At 35.3% G+C, this 25187-nt stretch carries 13 protein-coding genes; 5 read left to right on the forward strand and 8 right to left on the reverse strand.

Annotation, left to right across the window (positions count from 1 at the left end):
• Positions 1–14: 14 nt before the first annotated feature.
• Positions 15–374 carry a winged helix-turn-helix transcriptional regulator gene (locus HHU12_RS03435; protein WP_169655026.1) on the reverse strand — a complete coding sequence of 120 codons (360 nt, stop codon included), beginning with the start codon at positions 372–374 and terminating at the stop codon, positions 15–17.
• 202 nt (positions 375–576) lie between these two features.
• Here HHU12_RS03435 and HHU12_RS03440 point away from each other — a divergent pair, with 202 nt between their 5' ends.
• Positions 577–1176, forward strand: coding sequence for a nitroreductase family protein (locus tag HHU12_RS03440; RefSeq protein ID WP_062618705.1), 600 nt, complete (start codon positions 577–579; stop codon positions 1174–1176).
• 68 nt (positions 1177–1244) lie between these two features.
• Here HHU12_RS03440 and HHU12_RS03445 read toward each other — a convergent pair whose 3' ends face one another.
• Entirely contained in the window at positions 1245–2585 is a 1341-nt protein-coding gene (locus tag HHU12_RS03445; protein WP_169655028.1) for an Lcl C-terminal domain-containing protein, read from the reverse strand.
• Between the two features lie 285 nt (positions 2586–2870).
• Here HHU12_RS03445 and HHU12_RS03450 point away from each other — a divergent pair, with 285 nt between their 5' ends.
• Positions 2871–4577: a hypothetical protein gene (locus HHU12_RS03450; protein ID WP_169655029.1), complete on the forward strand. Its 1707-nt coding sequence runs from the start codon at positions 2871–2873 to the stop codon at positions 4575–4577.
• 353 nt (positions 4578–4930) lie between these two features.
• Positions 4931–10753 carry an alpha-2-macroglobulin family protein gene (locus HHU12_RS03455; protein ID WP_169655031.1) on the forward strand — a complete coding sequence of 1941 codons (5823 nt, stop codon included), beginning with the start codon at positions 4931–4933 and terminating at the stop codon, positions 10751–10753.
• 46 nt (positions 10754–10799) lie between these two features.
• Here HHU12_RS03455 and HHU12_RS03460 read toward each other — a convergent pair whose 3' ends face one another.
• The 6 genes from HHU12_RS03460 to HHU12_RS03485 form a co-directional block, all read right to left on the reverse strand.
• Complete coding sequence (locus HHU12_RS03460; protein WP_205959764.1) at positions 10800–11747, reverse strand: Rpn family recombination-promoting nuclease/putative transposase; 948 nt, start codon at positions 11745–11747, stop codon at positions 10800–10802.
• Between the two features lie 150 nt (positions 11748–11897).
• On the reverse strand, positions 11898–13130 hold the full coding sequence (locus tag HHU12_RS03465) for an alanine dehydrogenase (RefSeq protein ID WP_169655033.1): 1233 nt from the start codon (positions 13128–13130) through the stop codon (positions 11898–11900).
• 21 nt (positions 13131–13151) lie between these two features.
• A complete protein-coding gene (gene tsaE, locus HHU12_RS03470) occupies positions 13152–13589 on the reverse strand; it encodes a tRNA (adenosine(37)-N6)-threonylcarbamoyltransferase complex ATPase subunit type 1 TsaE (protein ID WP_205959765.1) in 438 nt (145 codons plus the stop codon).
• Between the two features lie 172 nt (positions 13590–13761).
• Positions 13762–14457, reverse strand: a complete 696-nt coding sequence (locus tag HHU12_RS03475) for a porin family protein (protein ID WP_169655035.1) — start codon at positions 14455–14457, stop codon at positions 13762–13764.
• Between the two features lie 231 nt (positions 14458–14688).
• Positions 14689–16206, reverse strand: a complete 1518-nt coding sequence (locus HHU12_RS03480) for an alpha-L-fucosidase (protein ID WP_169655037.1) — start codon at positions 16204–16206, stop codon at positions 14689–14691.
• Positions 16207–16218: 12 nt separating this feature from the next.
• Positions 16219–19074: a glycoside hydrolase family 2 protein gene (locus HHU12_RS03485; RefSeq protein ID WP_169655039.1), complete on the reverse strand. Its 2856-nt coding sequence runs from the start codon at positions 19072–19074 to the stop codon at positions 16219–16221.
• A 144-nt stretch (positions 19075–19218) separates the two neighbouring features.
• On the opposite strand from HHU12_RS03485, the gene HHU12_RS03490 reads away from it, so the two are divergent.
• Both HHU12_RS03490 and rpoC read left to right on the forward strand, forming a co-directional pair.
• Positions 19219–20391, forward strand: a complete 1173-nt coding sequence (locus HHU12_RS03490; protein ID WP_169655041.1) for a hypothetical protein — start codon at positions 19219–19221, stop codon at positions 20389–20391.
• 321 nt (positions 20392–20712) lie between these two features.
• Positions 20713–25014, forward strand: a complete 4302-nt coding sequence (rpoC, locus tag HHU12_RS03495) for a DNA-directed RNA polymerase subunit beta' (RefSeq protein WP_169655043.1) — start codon at positions 20713–20715, stop codon at positions 25012–25014.
• Positions 25015–25187: the final 173 nt, after the last annotated feature.

Genomic DNA, 25187 nt, shown 5'->3' on the forward strand with positions numbered 1-25187 from the left:
AAGGCTCACCTTTTCTATTCCTCAATTTCTTCAATTTTCGGATCCCATTTCACCGCTTCTTCACCCCATTCAGAAATCATGACCAATAAAGGAATAAGTGTTTTCCCGAAATCAGTCATGCTATATTCTACTCTCAAAGGAGGTTTGTCAGTAGGGATCACATTCCTTTCAATCAGTCTATCCTCTTCCAATTGCTTCAGTTGAAGGCTCAATGTCCTTTCACTTACCGTAGGAATTAATTTTCGAATCTCATTATACCTTAAAGTACCATTTTTTAGATGAATCAAAATCACTGATTTCCATTTTCCACCTATATATTTCATAGTCAAGCTCGTACAACAAGGGTACTCTTTTCCGTCTACCTTAAATTTCATGCTTGTTTTTATTAAATAAACGTTAAAAATAGATACTTACATTTTTGCCCGTTATTGATTTCTATAACAACACTAATTATGTTTGTAACTATCAAAAGTAAAGTTACTAAAATTTATTTAGATACTTCTTCTAAAACAGAATTATTAGCAACTGCTTTTCAATTTAAAGTTCAGAAAATCAAACAATAAAAAGATAAACATTATGGAATTCTTAGAAGTAGCAAAATCGAGATACACTACAAAAAAATACGACGCCTCTAAAAAAGTAAGTGCAGTTGATATTGAAAAAATCAAAGAAATCCTTCAATACAGCCCCTCTTCAATCAATTCTCAACCTTGGAAATTTACAATTGTAGGTGATCAAGAAGTAAAAGAGAAATTAGGTAAAGCTTCTTACTTCAATGAGGAGAAATTAGTAGAAGGAAGTCACGTTGTAGTATTTAGTGTAGTAGATGATTTGGCGAAGTTTGAAGGCAAAATGGAGTCTTACTTAGCGGAAGGTGCAGTTTGGTACTACAATAATTTCTTAAAACCTCAAGGTGAGGAAAAAATCAAAACATGGATGTCTGAACAAGTGTACCTTGCAGTAGGTTATTTCTTGTCAGCAATCGCTTCTATGGATATTGATTCTACACCAATGGAAGGTATTGAAAATGATAAATACAAAGAGATTTTAGGTTTGGAAGGATATCAGCCACTTGTAGCCGTTATGATCGGTTATAGAGATGAGGAAGACGGTAACCAACCTTCTAAAACTTCAAAACAAAGATTAGAAATGCAAGAGGTCGTAGAGTTAGTCTAACCTCCGAAGTTGTATAATAAATGATAGATGAGTATAGCCTTCACTGTTTTGTGAAGGCTATTTTTATATCAAATATTTCTAACTAACCGAACATAATTATTAATTCTGATAGCATCTCCCTGAGGTCCTCTACCATTTTTATATTTTGAAGAATCACCAGATTTAGGATCGCTTCTTTGACTGCCGGCACCATGAATATCAATCCAGTTAGGAGATTGATTACTGTTATTTTGTCTCATAGGAGGGCCTTGCTGTCCTTGACCTTGTGGAGGTCTACCGCCAGGAGGAGGTCCCATAGGTCGTTGTCCATTTCCATTACCTCTTTCAGGTCTAGCCGGCATATTCCCTAGTGATTTTCCAAAAGCTACATAGACTGCAGTACCACCACCATTTCTACCACTCCTTTCATGTGTGGTGTTGGACCAATAAAAAGCAAAGTCCTTTTCTCCTCTTTCATTTTGGATAGAAGAAATCTCAAAGATAGGATCAATGGCAGGGTGATCATCATTCTTCGCTACTCTCTCATAATCGACTATTGATTCCAATTCCTTTGCATCAGGCAGTCTCCAATCGGAGTGATTGCCGGTAGTATTTTCTTGAGCATATTTTAATGCCTCTTCCCAGTTCATTCCCTTTTTAGAGTCGGCCTTCATCCACATCAAACCTGTATTTATGTCAGAGATAGTACCATCACCATTATCTTTAAAATCATTAGTACCATAATCTGCATTTCCTCTCACTAGAAAATACCCAAAAAGCTTTTCCTTATTACGAAGCTTCTTTCCATAACCTTTGATTCGTCCATCAGCAAAATTGACCCCAAATACCAATTCCTGTTCACCGTAATAGATCGTGCTCGTTGCACATTGCTGGTCAATAAGTCGTTCGCCAGCATCAGTATCACCATAAGCAAAATCAAAATAATCAGTATTGATAAAAGGCTGATTACCGTTTACACTTTTCGCTTGAGGATTGATGTCTTGTCCACTAAACATAATTAATGAATACAGTTCCTTAATGGTAGGTAATCGCCAATCGGTATAACCTCCCGTATTCTCCTTTTTCACTTGTTTTAGAAGGTCTTTATAAGACAATTTATCTTTTACATCAATTTTACCATCACCATTATGATCCAAAGATTTTTGCCACATCAACCCTGTAACCAAATCAGTAACAGTACCATCGCCATTGTCTTTATACTTTGGAGTGTTCCCCAAGAAATTAGCATTCTGACCATAAAAGGAATCACCTTCCTTGGGCAGTTTTATTTCCTTTTTATTATCAAAAGCTTTGCTCTGATTAGTCCCAACAATAGGATATTTCAAGTTGTCTTTTGATTGACGGTTGATGGTATAAGCGGAGCCTAGAATACTCAATGCCATCAATAGGATTATATATTTTTTATTCATGTTTCTTTATTTTTTTGATGAGAATAAAGTTAGAAACTGTGGGATAGAATAGGATATGAAATCTACGAATTGGGTGAAATTATCTGCGAATTAGGAGAATATTTGAATGCTTAATTCAAATAATTTGATAGGAAATAAAAAATGAGGGTGAATAGTTTTAAATGAATACATAGTCGGTTAGTCAATTATTAGATAATTTAAACATGTTGTGAAAATTTGCTAATAAGTAAAGGGTCATTTATATTTATGGCTAAGCAAACACTTTTTAGTCCAAACAATTTTATCATGACATTTTTTTTAAAAAGTAAACCATTTTTTTTATTTCTACTTCTTTCTATCTGTGCAGTAATTTTTCAAGCATGTAATGTAGATAACGAGGAAACTATTCCAGATGTCGATTTCAATTTATCATTGAGTGGACCTTCTTTTTTAAGGGGAACATCAAAGGTTGAGCTCAATATAGAAAGTAAAGAAGACGTTCCGTATGAGTTGAATAATGTACAACTCTTCAACAATGGAAATGAAATAGAATCAGAACTCAAGAAGGAGAGTGGTAAGTATTTTCTTGAATTCGATTCAAAAGAATTAGGAGAAGGAATACAGCAATTATCTATTGAGGTGCCTGTAGTGGTATCTGGAGTTACGTCCGATGCTTTATCTAGCAGTTTTCAAGTTGAAGTAGATAATTTCTTGCCTCCATTTCAGTTTACATCAGCATTTGTGAAAAACCTAGAATATACTGAAGAAACTGGATCATTGGGAGATTGGAACTATTATTTTGATAGTGAAACAGATTTTGAGTATAGTATTTATTTTACAGATCATCAGGGGAATCCAATTTCTGAAGCAATAGATATTATGACTTTTAATGATGAAGTGAATGTAGAAATACCATCATCTGTGGAAGGTCAAAATTTCTATTTAGCTAAAGTGAAAAAATTTAAAAAAGATTATTTTGATACATATTATGATGAAGTGATTAATGAAGATCACCTTTATTTGATTTATGATTTTGTATCATCTTCAGACATGGAATTACATTTGTATGATTTTGAAGACCAAGAAGACTATCAGATAACTATAAAAGTTCCTGTTTCAATATCAAATAATTATGAAATGAGGGGGTCTTTCACATTAATCAGAACAGAAGACGACTATAATTATTATGAAGTTTCTTATACTATGACAGATGATCATGGTTATATTTCTGGTATTAATTATATATATTCTGATGATTTTCAAAAGGGGGTAGTGATTATTCCAGAACTTTACGAAAACGGAGCTACCGTTACTATTGAAGAAGGTGATATTAAAGATTTTGTTGGAGAGCAATCTTATGATATGTATGGTGATTTCATCAATATTTATGGTGTGATTGATATAGACAATAAAGAGGTGTATTATCCAATACTTGTAAATAAATATGATTTTGATGCTGAAATTAGAACAAGATACATGTATAGTGTAAAAGACGGAGAAGATCGAGTATATGCGGTGTCAAGGTTTAGAATAGAAGATACTAGAGATTTATATATTACTAAGCATTTTGAATCTTTGCCAATCGATATTTCATCATTTGATTTTCCAAATTCATACCACCATAACTTATCAGTAGAAAATGATGTGTATTCTATCGAGAGACAAGATTTTATGGAAGATGATGATAGACTTTATATTATAGCCGAATTTGAAGGTGGGATGAATGGAGAAAGAAAACAGGTTGTAGAAGTATTGTTATTATCAACAGCTTCTGCTGGAGCTCAACTAGATCTTTCTACTGGTTTAGATGCTCATAATCTTTATGATGGTCATTTTGAGAACTTAAGAACTAGTCAGCTTACAAAGACTCTTTCTTATTATGAAAGTGAAAAAGCAGTAAAAGAAGATGGTTTTACTTCTTTAAGATATACTGATCACTTTAATAGCAGTTCGCGAGTAAGAACGTCTACAAAACGAATAATGGATCAAGAGTTGGAAATTATTAAAAGGTAATTTCCTCTTATAGTAAGATCTAAACAATGCACCTATTTAATTATGAAAATTAATAGGTGCATTTTTTCTATACTTAATTCTTTGATCATAGAAATGATTTGGTGGTATAAATTGTATGTCATAAAATTATTGATGCTAAAACTATGATTTAGCTCCAATAAAAATTTATTTCCATATATAAAAGAGGGATTGTTTTACTGAAATAAAGGTTGTAAAACGATTTAGTATCAAAACCAATTTGGGAATACTTTAAATAATAAGATATAATTACTTATTTCACTTTTTTATTATTTAGAGTGTCTTAATTAAGACGGAGTATTTTTTTTAAAACTAACGTAATTCATACTATTGTAATGGCATACAATCTAAAGTTATTATTCTTCACTTTATTGATTTCTTCATCTGTTTTCTCTCAAGACTTATTGAAATCACGTAGATCGAGTTACTACACTTATGTCTACAAAATCACGAACCAAGAGGCCGAAAAAATTTATAAAAATGGAATAGAAAAAGTGGATGATACTTTTTTTCATTCTTTAGTCGATTCAGTAGCCAAGGATTTCCAAACCGAAGAGAAACGTTACCCTGTAGGTCATTATTTATTTACTCAAGTTGTTGGAAGTAATCAACATGTAGAATTACATTCAGAAGAATCAGTAGATGTTTTTGTACTGAACAATGATAAAGATCTAGTAGTACAGGTCTATAATTTGGAGGGAAATAGTATTGAAGATGCAAAGGTAAAAGTCAATCAGAAAGTACTCCGTTTTGATAATGAAAGACATGCTTATGTAGATCAGAAATCAAATAAAGATGGATTGCTTAAGGTGACTTATGGTGATTATACCAGCTTTGTTGATTTGGAGAAGGATTTGAAGAACTCAGCTTTCAAAAGAGCTTATAGAAAAGTAGTTTATAGCTTTCCTTTAAAATACATTTATTTGCCAGTACGTTATGTTGTTTACCTTCCTATTGATGGTGTAAAATCCATTAAGCGTCATTATCCTCAAGGAGTAATCTATTCCACAACACAATTCTTTACTAAAAAACACTATTACCAAAATGACTATAAAGGGTATTTTGTATTCAGTAAACCAAAATATAAACCGAATGAAACGGTAAAATTTAAAACGTTTATCGTCCATAAAAAAACAGGAAAGCCTTATGACAAGCCTCTATCAGTTTATATTGGAAAGTATAAAAAGGAAAAGAAGATTGGTGAAATAAAACCTTATGAAAAAGGTGGATATACATACCAATTTGATTTGGTGGATTCTTTAGGTTTAGCTTTAGATAAAGTGTACTCTATTTATTTGCTTGACCCAAAGGAGAAAAACATAGTCAACAGCACATTTAAGTACGAAGAGTATGAATTAGGAAAAAATGAGTTAGCAATTAGGGTAGATCAGAAAACGCATTTTAAAGAGAAAAATGTAAAACTTTTTATCAAGGCTACTGATGAAAATAAGTTGAATTTGATGGATGCAAAAGCTGAAATCATATTAACTTCCAGTAAGGTACATGAATACTATGCAGACAGTGTTTTTGTAGCTGATACCCTTTATACCTTAAAAAAGGATTTATTACCGAAAGGAGAAACAGAAGTTGTATTGCCTGATAGTTTATTTCCAAAAGCCAATTTTGATTACAGATTGAAAGTGGTAATGCGTACTTCTGACAATGAGACGCAAACTAAAAAGGAAACGATCAATTACAAATATGAATTACAGCAGATCGCTTCAGATTTACAGAAGGATTCCATTCAGTTGAGTTATTTGTTGAATGGTGATACTGTTCAAAAACAAGGTAAAGTGTATGGCGTGGATGGTTTTGGAAATAGGACGCTACAGAAAGAAGGAACATTACCTTTCACACTTCAAATCTCTCCTTTTTATTCAAGTTATAAAGTAGAATTAGAAGATTATGAAGAGGAGATTAAGATTAGTTATTTGTCGTCTTCATTGCAGGTGTATACTGATAGAACTGCTGATTCTCTAGAAGTCAAAGTAGAAAACCCTAGAAATATTCCATTTGTCTATACTTTTTACGAAAAGAATTCTGAAAAGCTAAAAGGTTATACCAAGGACTTATCCTTCAAAAAGGAAGTAAAAGACAATCAAAACTACTACTTGACCATCAATTACCTTTGGGGAGGTATTACAAAAAAAGAGAATTATTTAATTGCACCTGTCAATGAACTTGAGCTAAAGCTTGATGTCGATGTTCCTCAATTAATTACACCGGGCCAAAAGTCAACGATTGAAGTACAGGTCACTGATGTAAAAGGACAGCCCGTTGAAGGGGTAGATATTACCGCCTACGGAATTACAAAGAAATTTAAGTATCATCAAAATCCACCAGCAACTTTTACCCAAAAGAAAAAGGTTAAAACTGTAATCAATAATTTTGAAATCAAGCATGATGATAGAGCAGGACACCTTTCTTTAGATTATACTACTTGGAAAGCATTGGCAGGGCTAGACAGTATTCCTTACTATAATTTTTTATATCCTGAAAAAGGGATTTATAAAGCTACTTTTCCTGCGGAAAATAAAATCACACAGTTTGTTCCTTTTGTTATTCACAAGGGGGAAATAGAGCCTGTACATGTAGTTTATGTAGATAATGTACCCGTTTACTTTGGGTGGGTTACTGTTGATCAGCCTTATGCGATCAGCATTACGGAAGGCAAGCATCATGTGAGGTTAAGAACTTCTAATCATGAAATATCTATAAAAGACTTAGAATTTGATTCTGGAAAAAAGACAATTTTCAGTGTGGATTATTCTTATCCTTTAGCTAATGTGAATGTAGAAAAAAAGAAGAAGGAATATACAGAAGAGGAGCTTGATTTGTGGTCGAGATATATTCTAGCGTATAAAAAAAGAGGGTTTGAGAATTACACATTCTTAGAGCAAAAGGATAAAGTATTCTTCTTGAATACATCTTATGATTACAATTACTCACAGTATAATTTAGTAGGGCCAATTGTAGGTCAAACTCAGCTGACGGTATTGGATGATTATAAAAAGAGTTTTTATGTTGAGCCGAATAAGAAGTATGAGTTTTCGAGTAGGAACATAAAAATAAACCCTTTTGATCTTCATACGCATTCATTTCAGAGTAAACTGCCTGTAAAAGACTTTTATGATGAGGTCTTGACAAAAGAACAAATCAAAGAAAATTGGAAGCAGTATATAGAAAAAAGAAGAAAAAATAATGCTTATTATTATTTCCCAAAGCGAACACAAAAAGGGCAAGCACAGCTATTAATTAGTATGAAGGAGGAAGAAAATACAGATGTTCTTTTCCCTCTCAATAAATTATTAATGAAGTTAGACGATCCGGAATTTATAAGAGTTTATCCTGGAGGTATCAATACTTTCCATGCTTTGGACAGTGGCTATTATCAGTTGATTTATTTCTATTCTGAAAATAGATATCATATTCAAGACTCGTTAAAAGTACATGCGAGTGGTGTGAACTATTATACTTTTGAACATCCAAAACAATTTAAACAAGATCAATTTGGGAAGGAGTTTTCTGAGATTATAGAGAAGACGATTTATCAGAGAAATGTTCGTGATAAAAGAGCAGGATATCTCATTCAGATACAGCAAAATTATCGTTCTTTTTTTTCTTACAAAGGTGAAGGAAAGACTGTAAAAGGGAAGGTTTTTGAAAAAGACGGAAAGACTCCAATTTCAGGAGTGGATGTATTTGTTGTAGGAACAAACTATGGAACAATAACGGATATAAATGGTCATTTTTCAATAAGACTTCCTAAATATAAGGATGTATTGAGGTTCAGTTCTCCTAACCATGAAGAACGTGATCTATTTGTGAAAGAAAGTTCACTAGATGTCATATTAGATGAATTTAGGTACGATGAATTAGAGGAGATTGTTGTGATAGGTTATGGGGAACAAAAAAAGAGAGAGGTGACTGGGGCAATTGTATCAGGTAGTTCAGAGATAATGATAAGAGGTGTTAGTTCAGTCAGTGGAAATGCTGAACCTTTATATGTGATTAATGGTGTGCCTTATTTAGATGGTAATCCTAATATTGCACCTGACATGATTAAAAGTATTTCGGTCCTACAAGACGCTGCAAGTGCATCTATATATGGCAAAAAGGGAGCAAACGGTGTGATTTTGATTGAAGTATCACCTTCTGATTTACATAAAATAGGATTGAAAATGGGAGAGGGGAGTGAAATGTCAAAAGATTTCCTTGCTCAAGCTCAAAAGAAGAATACTATAAGAAATAATTTCCATGATGATGCTTTTTGGGAACCTCAATTGAAATCGGATAAAGAAGGAAAAGTGAAGTTTGAAGTAACTTTCCCTGATGATATAACAAGCTGGGATACACATTTTCTTGCTATGAACGGTAAAAAGCAATCGGGTAAGGCAACAAAGAGTATCAAATCGTATATGCCACTCGCGGGACAAGTCAATTTGCCAAGATTCCTAGTAGCTTCAGATCAGGTGAAGGCAATTGGAAAGTCATTGAATTATGTAGGAGATACTTTACAGTCTGATATCGTTTTCTCAGTAGATAAAGAAAAGCAATGGGAAAAGACAGTAGCGATTTCAGATGCACATATCGATACCTTGGCTTTTACTTCCACAAATGATAGTGTGGCTTTGAGTTATACCGTCACTTCTAAAAATGGTTTTTTTGATGGAGAAGAACGTACTATTCCTGTTTATCCGTTAGGTTTAGAACTGGCTAAAGGAGGGTTTTATATCATGGAAAATGATACGACTATCCATCTGAAAAGTACTGAAGGGCCTACAAAGATTTATGCAAAATCAAGTTATTTAGGAGCATTAGAAAGCGAAATAGATCATGTAATTGCCTACCGCTATTTATGTAATGAGCAATTGGCCTCTAAATTAAAAGCTCACCTTTCTGCATATGCGATCAGCCATCAAAAAGGAGAAAAATATAAGTCTACTCCACAGATAGAAAAGCTCATTAAAAAGCTTTCAAAAAATAATAATACTGAGCAACTATGGGGATGGTGGGAAGGAAATAATACTTCTTACTGGATTTCAATACATATTTTAGAAGCATTTGCCAAAGCAAACGAATTGGGTTTTGATGTACCGATAAATTCATTTAGTACAGTAGAAAAATTATTAGTAGAGTTTCAGTCTGAGGAGTATGAAAATCGAAAGTTGAGAATTCTGAATCTTATCTATCAATTAGATCCTGAAGGAAATTACCAAAAGTATGTTTCGGAGCTGGGTAAACAAGAAAAGCCTTCGTTGAATGATCAATTACAGCTGATGCAATTGAAACAAAAGGCAGGGTTGCCGATTGCATTAAGCAGTATTGAGAAGTATAAGAAGGAAACAATGTTTGGTAATATCTATTATGAAAATGAAGCCGAAAGAATAACACCAAGATGGGGCAATAGAATCATAAATAATGATCTTCAAAATACGCTATTAGTATATCAAATTTTCAAAAACGATTCCCTGAATAATCATGAGAATGAACTGAAGAAAATCAGAAATTACTTATTGGAACAAAGATCTACAGGGTATTGGGTAAACACTTATACTTCTTCAAAAGTGATAGAAACTATACTGCCTGATGTAATCAATGACCATGGAAAAGTAACTTCCTCTGCACTGACGCTTTCGGGAAGTAAAAATGAAACTATTACACAATTCCCATTGGAGTTGGACTTACAAAAAGGAGAGGAATTGACGATATCAAAAACGGGTGATTTTCCTGTTTATCTTACGCAATACAGCAGATATTGGGAGAACTCTCCACAAGAAAAGAGTGATCACTTTGAGGTGAATACTTATTTTGAAGATCAAAATACTCAAGCTTTAACAGCAGGAGAAAAGGTAAACTTGGTCGTAGAAGTGGATGTAAAGAAAAGTGCTGATTATGTGATGGTCAATGTGCCAATTCCTGCCGGCTGTTCGTATGCTTCCAAAAAACGAGGATTCTATAATGAAGTCCACAGAGAATATTTCAAAAATGAAGTAGCAATCTTCTGTAAAAAACTTAAGAAAGGAAATTACACTTTTAAAGTAGAACTATTACCAAGGTATACTGGTAACTATCATCTGAACCCTGCAAAAGCAGAATTGATGTATTTCCCTACTTTTTATGGTAATAATGAGTTGAAGGAAGTGGGAATTCAGTAGTAACAAAAACGGCATCTAATTTTTCAAGGTTAGATGCCGTTTCACTTTATTTCAGTTTTTTTATTTGGTCTACAGTTAGATTGGTAGCCTTTGAAATATCTTCAAGAGGCAGGTTCATTTTTAGGAGGTTGAGTGCAATTTCGACTTTGCCTTTTTCGATCCCTTCTTCTAAACCTTTTAATCTCCCTTCAGCTCGTCCTTCAACTATCCCTTCTTTTCTACCTTCGGCTCGCCCTTCTTCCCTTCCTTCATCTTTAGCAGTGTCCAAAGAGTTTTTCAAATCCCTGTAATGCATTAAACTTCTTTCATAAGTTTCGTATTCATCTACTGTCATTTTGCCAATTTCAGCAGTTTGAAAAAATTGTTCGAAAATATTTTCTTGTAGTTCCACAGGGTATTTATCTAGAATTTCAAGGTTTTTGATGACATACAGCCATTTTTCAAATTTAGACTCTAATTCGTGAATCTGTTTTTTGAATTTAGGCATTTCAAGGTAGATAAAAGTTAGTTTATCATAAAACACTTTGCAAGTGTCTTCATCAATTAGTTTTACATCATAACGATACTTTTCTTCTTGATGTTTATCTTCTTCAAAAACAAAGTCAAGTATACCTACTGTATAGACTGACTTTAACTCAAAATCCCATTTTCCCTTTTTTGCTTGTTCTCGTATAGGGAAAGTAGAATAATAAACAGATCGGTCTTTAAAGAAAGTTTGTCTGGATTTTTGTAATTCAACAATGAATTTCTCCCCTTTCTCATTTTCACAATAGATATCAAAAATAGCCTTTCTATCAATCTCTGTGTTACCTAGATGTTCATTTTTCATATAGGTAATACTCTTGATTTCTCCTTCTTGCTCTCTCAAAAGTTCATTCAGAAAGTCCAAAAGGATAGCCTTACTCGGTTCTTCACCAAATAAACGTTTAAAACCAAAATCAGTAAAAGGATTGATATAACGCGTGTGCATGCTCTTCTTTTTGTTGTCTGCCATAAAGTTAATCGTTAAGCAATGAATAATTAGTTTTGTGTAAGTTAAATTATGAAGTAGCAGTCTAATTATCAAGTTTGTTAAAAAAATAACTCCCTTATAATAATGTCTAAAGTATTATAAGGGAGCGGTATATTTATTTCTTTTTTTAATCTAAATTCCAGCTGCAAGAATCAAATCCAGATTCTTTAATGGGAGATCAAACTTCTCAGCAATCATTTGATTCGTCACACAACCTCTGTAGGTATAAACACCTTTAGTAAACCAGGAGTGTCTTCTCATCATGGTGTCAACACTACCTTCATCATTCAGTTTCATTAATGTAGTAGTGAAAATATTACTAATAGCTGCAGTGGCTGTTCTTGATACTCTTGACGCAATGTTAGGAACACAATAATGGATGACGCCGTGTTTCTTATAAACAGGGTGCCTATGATTGGTCGGTTCCGAAGTTTCAAAACAACCACCCTGATCAATACATACATCAATAATGATAGAATTTTCTCTCATACTTGCCACCATTTCTTCCGTAACGATAGAAGGTGTTCTTGTACCGTGGGTATGTACCGCCCCAATCACAATATCTGCTCTGCTTAGAGCTTCTTGAATAGAAGTACTATCAAAAGCAGATGTAAATAAGTGAGGAAGGTTAAGCTCTTTTTTAAGTCTTCGAAGCTTATAAATGGCATTATCAAAAACTTTTACCTCAGCACCCATACCGATGGCATTTCTAGCTGCATATTCTGCAACTGTACCCGCACCAAGAATCACTACTTTTGAAGGAGGCACACCTGTGATCCCTCCAAGAATAATTCCTTTTCCTCCGTTATAGCTACTCAAGTATTCGGCAGCAATCAGCATCACAGTACTTCCTGCTATTTCACTCATTGCTCTCACCAAAGGCAAACCACCCACTTTATCTTCGAGTAACTCAAATCCCAGGGCGGTAATTTTTTTTGCATTTAATGCCGTTAAAACACTTTTCTGAATATCTCTCATATGAATGGCCGAGATGATGGCTTTATTTTTTTTCATATAAGAAACTTCTTCCACTGTAGGTGAGGCTATTTTGACTACAAGGTCAGCTTCCATGGCCTCCTTGTGTGTGTAAACGATAGTTGCACCAGCATCAGCATATTCTTGATCAAGATGATTAATATGCTGACCGGTTTTAGATTCAACTAAAACTTCAATTCCATTATTAACTAATATAGAAACCGCTCCAGGCCTCAAAGCACACCTTTTTTCATCTGGATTTAGTTCTTTTGGTAAACCAATTTTCAGAGGAGATCCTTTTTTACTGACAGGACCTTCCATCACCTCTTGAGGGTGAAACTGAAAATAACTCTCGGTAGCTTTCTCGAAGCCTTCACGTTGCTTTGCCATATGTTATCTAGAGGAGAAAGTTTAATTTAATCTAATAGAAATTTCTCTTGAGTGTTCGTCTAAGACTTTGATGTCAATATCAATACAGTCTTCTGGTAATAGTCTTTCTACTTTTGAAGGCCACTCAATTAAGCAAAGATTTTTGCTGTATATATATTCTTCAAAACCTATATCAAATGCTTCTGTTTCATCTTTGATTCTATACATATCAAAGTGATAGATAGTATCAGCCTGATCTGTCATATATTCATTGACCAATGCAAATGTGGGGCTGTTTACATGATCCATAACGCCCAAAACATCACAAATGCTTTTTATGAAAGTTGTTTTTCCAGCTCCCATTTCACCATGAAAAAGCCAGACATTGGATTTGCCTTTCGTAAAGTCAATGACTTGCTGAGCGGCCGATGCTAAATCATCTATGCTGTTTGTTTTGATTACCAACTCTTTAGAATTCATGTTTAGTAAATATAAATCATTTGACGGTTTTATAGTACAGGTTCGGGACGAATTTATTTAAATTATTCTTTTTGTGGTTATAATCTTGTGATAATTATAGTTGATAACACACAAAAAAGGCTACTTCGCCTCTATTTTTAGCGAAGTAGCCCCTCTTTAAGGTATTATTCTTTTAGAAATTAGAAACTGTAATACCAATTGTAATTGGCCTGTCAGTTCCTGTGAAAGCAGTACCATCAGTATTCAATAATTTTCCGCTTTCAAAAGTATTTGTTAGACCATAGTAGCAGAAGAAATTGATCCATCCATAGCCAATTCTACCTACTAAACCAGCCTTGAAAAAATTCATATTAAAATCTCCTTTATCTTTTGATACACGAACATCACCATTCTGATCTTCATATTTAACTTTGGTATGACTATCCACAAGCATGCTTAATTTAGCACCTATTGCCAACCTAAAAGCATTTCTTCCTGGGTGATTTCTAAATCGGAACTCCAAAGGTATATCAAGGTAGTTGCCAACTATTTTACTTTTTCGTGTTGAAATTCTTGTGCCATGAGCTGGATTAGGATCAACAGGCACAGTATTAGAACCATCATTGACTAAAGTCTTTCCTTGTTTGAAAAATAAATTATCAGCAGTGTAACCGACACCTGGGTTAAAAGTAAACTGACCGTTTTTATCCAAAACCAATTCATACATATAAGCTAAGGAAATCGATCTTGATTGGGTTTCTAATTCAAGTCCTTTATCATCCTGCCACATAGTAGCTCCAAAATCTACGTAGAAGTTTCCTGGTATATTTTGCCCGTAAGAGTAAAGACTAAAAAATAAGAAACAGAAAAAGAGATTGATTTTTTTCATTTTGTAATTGATTAATTAAAAAGACACATTTCAAAAATCTATTCAAATATAGATCAATATGAGTAGTTAGAAAATAACCACGCTAATAAAAAGTTAAGAATTAAACTTCTTAGTTGTCAAATTATGTTTACTTATTGATGAATACTTGATGAGATGTAGCGTTATTTTAATGAAAAATGAAATGCAAAAGTAGACAATCTCTCTTTCAGTTTTTAAGGACAAATAACACTATTACTCCAACTCTAGTTTATACACATTCGCCATCATATTATGATCAGCATCTGGAATTGTAAAATAAAAATTATCCGTTTTCATTTCCCATTTCACCTCTTTACTAGTACCTAAATCAATCATTCTTTTGATAGGAGTAGGAGTGCAGTTTCTATGTAAACCCAAAGGTCTTACCTTCATTCTTTTTCCCGTTTTTGGTTTTCCTAGTACAAACAAATACACCGATTTATTGTCTTTTGAAATGGTGAAACGGACATCATTAGCCGTATATTTTACTTTTGCCGATTGACCATCATGTGAGCTTTGAGAAGGTTTTGCATTACCGTACCCAAACACATAATAGGGACGTGTACCGTATACTGCCTCTCCATATATTTTAAACCAATCACCAATGTCCTTTAGTATGCTTCTTTGTTCTTGATTGATAATGCCATTGGCTTTTGGTGAAACATTGAGAAGTACAATACCATTTTTACTCCATACATCAATCATATTTCTTAAAACCAGTGAGGAAGATTTATATGGATGCCCTTCTACATACATCCATTTATGTTCACCCAATGTAATGTCAGTCATCCAAGGAGTAGGGTAGATATCCCTTCTTCCACCTTGTTCAAAATCTAAAACACTAGATTCCATCGATAAGTCATTTTGCTTATGACAACTGACGACCTCTTGACCATTTTTAGCACCTTCATTGAAAAAATGAGCTAACATTTCTTTTCGGTAAGAGGCAGGGATGAAATTCAACCAAGAGTCAAACCAAATCATATCAGGTTGGTATTGATCCACCACTTCGTTGACTTGCTGAAGCCAATACTGATTGAATTCCTCTTCCGTATCAAAATTACCAAACAGCATTTTTAGTTTTGGATCTTTTGTAGCTGTGGGTAAATCCGGGTGATAGGGATAATGAGAGTTGAAACCATTTCGACCCCAATTTTCAGGGGTAGAAGCATTTCTTTGTCCATTACGGGCATGATGAAATGTAGCCAATGTTTTCAAGTTTCTTTTTTTCAAAGCTTGAAACATATCACCCAAAATATCTCTTTTTGGTCCCATTGCTTGAGCATTCCAAGGGTTCACCTGACTATTCCACATCGCAAACCCATCATGATGCTGTGCTACCGGACCAGCAAACTTTGCACCTGCTTGTGAAAAGAGTTCAGCCCAATCTTCCGGATCAAAATGCTCGGCGGTAAACATTGGAATAAAATCTTGGTATCCGAATTCGTTTATATCACCAAAATTCTCTTCATGAAATTTATTGACATTAGATCCTTTGATATACATATTGCAAGGGTACCAAGCACTGCCATAAGCTGGAACGCTGTAGGGACCCCAGTGGAAGTAGATACCGAATTTTGCATCTTGAAACCATTCGGGAGTAGCATCATGTTTGGCTAAAGATTCCCAAGTTGCTTCATATTTTTCTGGATCATCAGCAGTACTGTTTGTACAGCCAAAAGCAATTCCTGTAACTAGAATTAAGTTTGTAATTTTTGATAGTATATTCATTTCATTGTTGGTTTAGAATTGGAAAGTCAATGCGATTTTCAAAGGGTCGTCACTATTACCGTAGTAGATTTCGTCATTGCCATGAGGGCCGGTACTGTTTGATTCTTGGAACTTGGTGCCAATACCAGGGATATTATACACGAATGAAATATCACCTTTAGGAAAAAATGGAGTGACTCTGCCTTTGGGATCACCACTTGGTTTTTCAGGAGTAAGCATTCTTAAGAACACATCAGGAGAGTGGCAGTAAACTTTAAATCCTTCTGTCGATTTACTTTTCAATTCAACCCAATACAAGTGAGAGAAGTAGCCTTTGAACTCAGGGTAAACAAAACCTGATTCACCAGTGATGGTATTGTTGTAATCATTTTCCCAAACTTGAAAACAAGTACCTTTAGTTCTATTTCTCCAAACTCTGTAAGGACCATCACCTAGCCATTTCATACCTGCCACATCACCTTCGTCATAATTAAATGTGATCCCTAAAACATCTTTCGTCCTTTTCTTTCCTTTAAACTCAGCTTCAAGATCCAATAGTCCATTTTGATGAACACGCCACTTTATACTGTCTGAACTTAAAACCACAATTTTCGTCCATTCCGGCATTTTATTTTTAGGCTCAAAAACAGCGATAATATCAATGTAATTGTCCTGTTGGATAACTTTGACAGTATCTACTTTATTCTTGTTGCCAAGGATTACAGGACCGTTTGATAATGGGATAATTTGATTGTTTTTAATGACCTTTTTTAATACACCAGTTTTATTCGAAAAAGTAAACTCGCATTCATTTGAAGCAACGATGATATTGCCTTTTTCATGCTTTAATTGTAATGCACTCTTGGTCTGTTTTGAAGTTTGATCAAGCAGTTTTTTTGAAATAATTTTAGGGCTTTCAATCGCATAAGACCAAGTAAATATTTCTTTTCCATAAGGATCATAAGCGGTAAGATGAAGTGCATCTGCTTTTTCCCAAAGTGGAGTTTTATTGACTCTAAATATTCCTTTTTGATTGGGAGATAAAGGAGGAAGTTCAACGGGTTTTTCTTCTATTACTGTTAATTTGTTTTCTTGGAAACTAACAAGTTTAGCAGTCATTTTACAAGAAGCTAGAGAAGTATAATGGTATCGGTTTTCTATTCTGAAGATTCCATTAAAGTCACTTTTGATGGTACGATCCTCAATATAAATTGGAGACCATATTTCTTTGATCGTAAAGTAACTTGCTTCTTTTTCTCCATAAGGTCCTACAATTCCATCGGAAGCATGATTGCCGTCTGTATCTAACACGCCATTTTTATCCGTTCTTACGACGGCTTCATCAGCAAAGTCCCAAAGAAATCCACCAGCACTATTTGGCATATTCCACATATTTTCCCAATAATCTTCCAAACCGGCACCATGTCCACCATCATATAGGCCATGAAGGAATTCCGTAGGAAAAAAGACTTTATCAGTGGCAGGACCATCATTTGCTAATCCATGGAAATGGAAATAATGAAGTGTGTTGGTCTTATTAAAAATGTTCCAAGGGTGAATAACTTCACGTTGCTGAATATCCCAAATTGCATAATCATCATCTAATTCTGTATTCCATCCCGATTCATTTCCATTAGCCCAAAGCAAAATCGAAGGGTGATTTACATCTCGAATCACAGTTTCTTTCACGATTTTCTCCCCAACCTCAGTGTCTAAGGCAGGGGAATGCCAAGTACAAACCTCATCAATCACAAAAAGCCCTAAGGAATCACAGACATCTAAAAAATGAACATCAGGCGGATAATGCGACATTCGAACAGCATTCATATTCATGTCTTTCATCATTTCCACATGTTCAATACTCAAAGCTTTACTTGTTGTTCTTCCTGAAGAAGGGTAAAAAGAATGTCGGTTTACCCCTTTAAACTTAATACGTTCACCATTGACATAAATTCCATCTCCCTCTAATAGTTCTACAGTCCTAAAACCAATACGTTGTTTGATTTGGTGTTGTAACTGACCTTTTTTATTGAGTAGTGAAAGTTCTAATTGATAAAGGTGAGGAAACTCGGGGTTCCAAGTATTAATGTTATTGGCTTTAGTTTTTACTCTAAATTTTTGATCTGACTTTGAAGCCTCAAGATTTAAGTCTTGGACTAGGTCTCCTTGAATATCTAGTAATCGAGCTTTTATATTACCTCCTGTTTTCTTTGAAAGAAATACATCGGTGATAATCTGTCCATCTGCCTTTGCATCAATAGCTACTCTTTCGATATGCTGTTTCGGAAGGGCCTCAAGGTAAACGGGACGATAAATTCCACCAAAAACCCAAAAATCTGCTTTACGTTCCGCATGATTGATGGATTCATTGGCTGAAGCTTTATTTACTTTGACCTCAATAAGGTTTTCATTTCCATATTTAAGCAGATGAGTGATATCGTATTTAAATTCATAAAAAGCACCTTGATGAATCGGTCCTGCGAGTTTACCATTAACCTTTACTTCAGCATCGGTCATTACACCCTCAAAAACGATTTTGACTGTTTTATTTTTCCAATCCTTAGGTACGGAAAACTTATGCTTGTATAACCCATATTCATTGACTCTTTTCTCAAATGGATCATGACCGTAATTATAGTGACCAAATCCTTGAAGTTCCCAGCAAGATGGTGTTTCAATGGAAGTCCACTTTTTACTATTCTGACCTGCGGAACAATAGAAATCCCAAGTCACAGTGTTGTCTTTATCCGTTCCTGTTAAATATCTTTTTTCTGTTTGCTGAGTATTCTGAGCAGTTGTAGATCCTAAGAAAAATAGGGAGTAAATTATAAATAGACTCAAAAAAGAAACTATCTGTCTCTTGAAATTAATCTGTTGTTTTATCTTCATAATACTTTGTGATTTGATTTCAAATAACAGCCTAATGGAAGGAAATCTATATCTACAACATCATCTTAACGGTCTCTATAACGGTTAAAATGATCGTTACAAAACCTTTCGCCCCCTATTTTTTAATCATTTTATACTTTTTAGATGAGGAAACTAGAACTTACTATAACACAGAAACAACAGATAGTTGACACTATACTACAGAGTGATACTTTTAAAAATGCACCGACATCAATTGCTTTATTGAAGTATCTTTCTGAAGCTACATATAATGATACTCCTTTGAAGGAAGGGGTGATCGAAATGGAATTCTTTAGAGGGGATCCTGATGGTAAATCGAATTCAAGGGTGAGGGTCAATGTGTACAATTTGAGAAAAAAGTTGACAAACTATTATTCTACTGAGGGTGCTAATGACGATTGGGAGTTGATGATTGAAAAGGGACAATATGGTGTGAAGTTTCAAAAAAATACGAGTCAGCAATCAAATGATGTATCTCTACTGAATTCAGTCAGATGGGATTCTAAATTTATACCTTATATAGGAATGCTTTTGATTGCATTACTCAGTTACTTTTGGAATGCACCTGAATCAGTTTCTCCCTTGTGGCAAGAATTTATACAAAGTAAACAACCTACACATTTATATATAGGAGATGCATTTGGATATAGGGGGAAGACTATTTCCGGAAACGAAGGATGGACGCGTGATTTTAATATCAATAATGTGGAGGATTATCTAGTCTTAATGGAGGGAAATCCTGATCTAAAAGAAAAGACGAGGATGACAGATCTTTATTATTCAACAAGAATGTCAGAACATGCCACTTATGATTTAGGACGGTACTTTCAGAAATGGAATAAAGAACTCTTAATAAAGTATGCGACCAATACCTCCTTCACTAACATTAAAAATGGTAACCTTATTTATGTAGGTCGTTTTTATAATCAAAGCGATTTTGTCTATCTATTTAACCAATACAACCCCTATTTTGAAATCAAGGACAAACATTTGATTTACACGAATAAAGAAACAGGGATCGAAAACAGTTATGAAACTAACAGTCAAGATTTGATCAACGATTTTACTATTGTCTCTAAAATCAAAACTTCTCAAGGAAGAACTCAGTTTTTCTTTTTTTCAAATCATGACATTGGTGTAATGGCTTCTGTTGAATTTTTCACAAACACAGATTCTCTCAAAACTTTCCAAAAACGCTATGCAATCAGTGAGCAGAATTTTACAGCGGTGTTTATAGCTGAAGGAAAAGAAAGAATCAATTTAAGCTTGAAAGAAGAATTAGTAGTTACTTTTTAGAGAAAATAAACAAAAGTCCATTGTAGATTAGAAAAGAGGAGGGTGTAAAAAGTTGAAAATTAAATAGATAATTGATGAATAGTTGGCGATAAAAGAGTTATTTTCATAGAACTGTTATAGAGTAGTAAGTAAAACCCAATCCTAACTTGTTCTGTTAAAGAAAATTATGAAATTACATCTACCTCTAAATTAATTGATTTTCAGTGTGTTATAATTTTAATTTTTATAATTCAAAAAATTAGAGGTATTTTCTTTGTGTATAATGGAATTTTTGCTTATTAGTTTCTATATTTGCAGATTCAAGAAAACTGCAAATTGCAAATGTCGTTTAGAAAAAACAAAAAGATCAATAACGATTTCACTTCAGTAACAGTGAGTTTGGCCTCTCCAGAATCAATTTTGGAAAGCTCTCACGGTGAGGTGACTCAACCAGAAACCATCAACTACCGTACGTATAAGCCGGAAATGGGAGGTTTGTTCTGTGAGCGTATCTTCGGACCTGTAAAGGACTGGGAATGCCACTGTGGTAAATACAAACGTATCCGTTACAAAGGTATTATCTGTGACCGTTGTGGTGTTGAGGTAACAGAAAAGAAGGTGCGTCGTGAAAGAATGGGACACATCCAATTAGTTGTTCCTGTTGCTCACATCTGGTACTTCCGTTCGTTACCGAACAAGATTGGTTACCTATTAGGTTTACCAACGAAGAAACTTGATCAAATCATTTACTACGAGCGCTATGTAGTAATCCAAGCAGGTGTAAAAGAAGCCGACGGCATCGCAAAGATGGACTTCCTTACAGAGGATGAATATCTTGACATCATGGATAAGCTACCAAGCGAAAACCGACAATTAGAAGACGATCATCCAGACAAATTCATCGCTAAGATGGGTGCTGAGGCATTAGAAATGCTTTTAGCTCGTACTAAACTGGAAGATATGGCAGCGGCATTACGTGACCAAGCGAACAACGATACTTCGCAGCAACGTAAAGCAGAAGCATTGAAACGTCTTCGTGTAGTGGAAGCATTCCGTGATGCGAAAACTAGAATTGAAAACCGCCCTGAATGGATGGTAATCCGTATGGTTCCTGTAATTCCACCAGAATTACGTCCATTGGTTCCTCTAGATGGTGGCCGTTTTGCAACGTCAGACTTGAACGACTTGTACAGAAGAGTAATCATCCGTAACAACCGTCTGAAGCGTCTGATCGATATTAAAGCACCAGAAGTTATCTTACGTAACGAGAAGCGTATGCTTCAAGAAGCAGTTGATTCATTATTTGACAACTCACGTAAAGTTAATGCAGTGCGTTCTGATGGTAACCGTCCATTGAAATCACTTTCAGATATGTTGAAAGGTAAGCAAGGTCGTTTCCGTCAAAACTTATTAGGTAAGCGTGTGGACTACTCAGGTCGTTCTGTAATTGTAGTAGGTCCAGAGCTTAAATTACACGAGTGTGGTCTTCCTAAGAATATGGCAGCTGAATTATTCAAGCCGTTCATTATTCGTAAGTTGATCGAGCGTGGTATCGTGAAAACGGTAAAATCAGCGAAGAAAATCGTTGACCGTAAAGATCCAGTAGTTTGGGATATCCTTGAAAACGTATTGAAAGGTCATCCAGTACTACTAAACCGTGCCCCTACACTTCACAGATTGGGTATTCAAGCTTTCCAACCGAAATTAATCGAAGGTAAAGCGATCCAATTACACCCATTAGTAACAACAGCCTTCAACGCCGATTTCGATGGTGACCAGATGGCCGTTCACGTTCCTCTTGGACATGAAGCTGTATTAGAGGCATCTCTATTGATGTTAGCATCGCATAACATCCTAAACCCTGCAAATGGTAAACCTATCGCCGTACCTTCTCAGGATATGGTATTAGGTCTATATTATATGACAAAAGGACGTCGTACTACTGACACGGAAATCGTGAAAGGTGAAGGTATGACATTCTACTCGTCAGAAGAAGTGATCATTGCATTGAACGAAGGAGCAATCTCTCGTCACGCATGGATCTTCGTAAAAGGAAAAGAATTGAATGATGAGACTGGTGAGCTTGAGGAGAAATTCATCGAGACAGTAGCTGGTCGTGTATTATTCAACCAACACGTTCCTGAAGAAGTAGGTTTCGTAAACGAACTACTTTCTAAGAAAGCATTACAGGTGATTATCGCGAAAGTGGTAGACATCGTAGGTATGGCTCGTGCTGCTCAGTTCTTGGATGATATCAAACACGAAGGTTTCCAGATGGCCTATAAAGGTGGTCTTTCATTCGGTTTGGATGAAATTATTATCCCTAAAGAAAAAGCAGAATTAATTGAAGATGCGAAAGGTGAAGTAGATATCATCCGTAACAACTTCATGATGGGTCTTATCACTGATAACGAACGTTATAACCAAGTGATTGACGTTTGGACGAAGACAAACAACATGTTGACGTCTACTGTAATGACGCAAATGGAAGAGGATAACCAAGGTTTCAACTCTATCTATATGATGATGCACTCAGGAGCCCGTGGTTCGAGAGAGCAGATTCGTCAGTTAGGTGGTATGAGGGGTCTAATGGCCAAGCCTCAGAAAAACTTAGGTGGTGCTTCAGGTGCGAACATTATTGAAAACCCAATTCTTTCAAACTTTAAAGAAGGTTTGGACGTATTGGAATACTTTATCTCAACTCACGGTGCTCGTAAAGGTCTAGCCGATACAGCCTTGAAAACTGCCGATGCGGGTTACCTAACTCGTCGTTTGGTAGACGTTGCTCAAGACGTGGTTGTTACTGAAGTAGACTGTGGTACTTTACGAGGTCTTACAGTAACTCCATTGAAAGAGAACGATGAGATCAAAGAAGCTTTATCAGACAGAATCGAAGGACGTACTTCATTGAACGATGTAGAACATCCTGAAACTGGCGAAATCATTGTTCCTGCAACTGGATCTATTACTCCAGAAATTGCTCAGGAAATTGAAGAAGCAGGTATCGAGGAAGTTGAAGTAAGATCAGTATTAACTTGTGAAACTCGTAAGGGTGTTTGTGAGAAATGTTACGGTAAAAACTTGGCAACAGGTGGCGTAGCAGGAAAAGGTGAATCAGTAGGTGTAATTGCTGCACAATCAATTGGTGAGCCAGGTACTCAGCTTACACTACGTACATTCCACGTCGGTGGTGTGGCATCCCACATTGCAACTGATGCTTCATTGAAAGCGAAGAAAGGTGGTAAAGTAGAATTCATTGAAATGAAGTCAGTGAAGAGTACTGACCCTCAAGGCGACGCTAAAGATGTAGTAATGGCTCGTACAGCCGAACTAAATATCTTAGACGATGAAGGTAAAGTATTATTCAATGCTCATATTCAATACGGTTCATACCTAAGTGTAAAAGAAGGTGATATGGTTGAAGAAGGTGACGTGATTTGTTCATGGGATCCATTCAACGCCGTAATCCTTGCTCAATACAACGGTGTAACTGAATTCGAATCAATCGAAAGAGATATTACTTACCGCGTAGAAACGGATGAAATGACGGGCTACGAAGAGAAAGTAATTATCGATACTAAGGATAAAACTAAAAACCCAATCATCCATATTGCGGGTGATAACGGTGAGACAGTGGCATCCAACTTACCAACAGATGCTCGTTTAACTGTTGAAGATGGTCAAAAAGTGAAGGCAGGTGATATTCTAGTGAAGATCCCTCGTTCTGCTGGTAAATCACGAGATATTACCGGTGGTCTTCCTCGTGTAACGGAATTATTCGAAGCACGTAACCCATCATCTCCAGCTGTAGTATCTGAAATTGATGGTATTGTGACTTATGGTGCAGTAAAACGTGCTAACCGTGAGTTATTCGTTGAGTCTCGTGACGGTGTAAAACGTCGTTACATGGTGAACTTATCGAAGCACATCCTAGTTCAGGAGAATGACTATGTGAGAGCGGGTATGCCACTTTCAGATGGTGCAATCACTCCTGCAGATATCTTGAAAATTAAAGGACCAACTGCTGTACAAGAGTACTTGGTAAATGAAATTCAAGATGTATACCGTCTACAAGGTGTAAAAATTAACGATAAGCACATTGAGGTAATTGTACGTCAAATGATGCAAAAAGTCGTTATCGAAGATAATGGTGATACAACATTCTTGCCTGGTCAAGTAGTTGAGAAATTCACATTCCGTGAAGAAAACGATAAAGTGCTTAGCATGAAGATCGTTACGGATGCAGGTGACTCAGCGAGATTCAAGGCGGGTGCGTTAATCTCATTCCGTGAGATGCGTGATGAAAACTCATCATTGAAACGTAGAGACATGAAAGAAATGAAGGTTCGTGATGCACAGCCAGCAATTTCAAGACCTACGCTTCAAGGTATCACTCAAGCGTCATTGGATACGAAATCGTTTATTTCAGCAGCCTCTTTCCAAGAGACAACTAAAGTATTAAGTGAAGCTTCTATTAGAGGTAAGCGTGATGAACTAGTTGGATTGAAAGAAAACGTTATCGTGGGCCACTTGATTCCTGCGGGTACAGGTCTTCGTGACTATGAAACACTTCGTGTGGGCTCTAAAGAAGAGTATGAAGCACTAATTGATTCTAGAGAAAGACACCTGACTACAGGATTCTAAAAATTTGCAAGCGGTTTAATAGAGCCCTTCATCGCAAGATGAGGGGCTTTTTTTGTACTCTTTTTGGAGTGAGAAAGTTTGGATTTCGTATTTAAAAAGGCCCTTTTTTGAATGATTTAGCTATTTTTTTACAAATGAGTAAATATTTTTTCAATTTTCTTTCTATCAGCACT

The sequence above is a fragment of the Flammeovirga aprica JL-4 genome (assembly GCF_012844305.1).
Taxonomy (GTDB): domain Bacteria; phylum Bacteroidota; class Bacteroidia; order Cytophagales; family Flammeovirgaceae; genus Flammeovirga; species Flammeovirga aprica.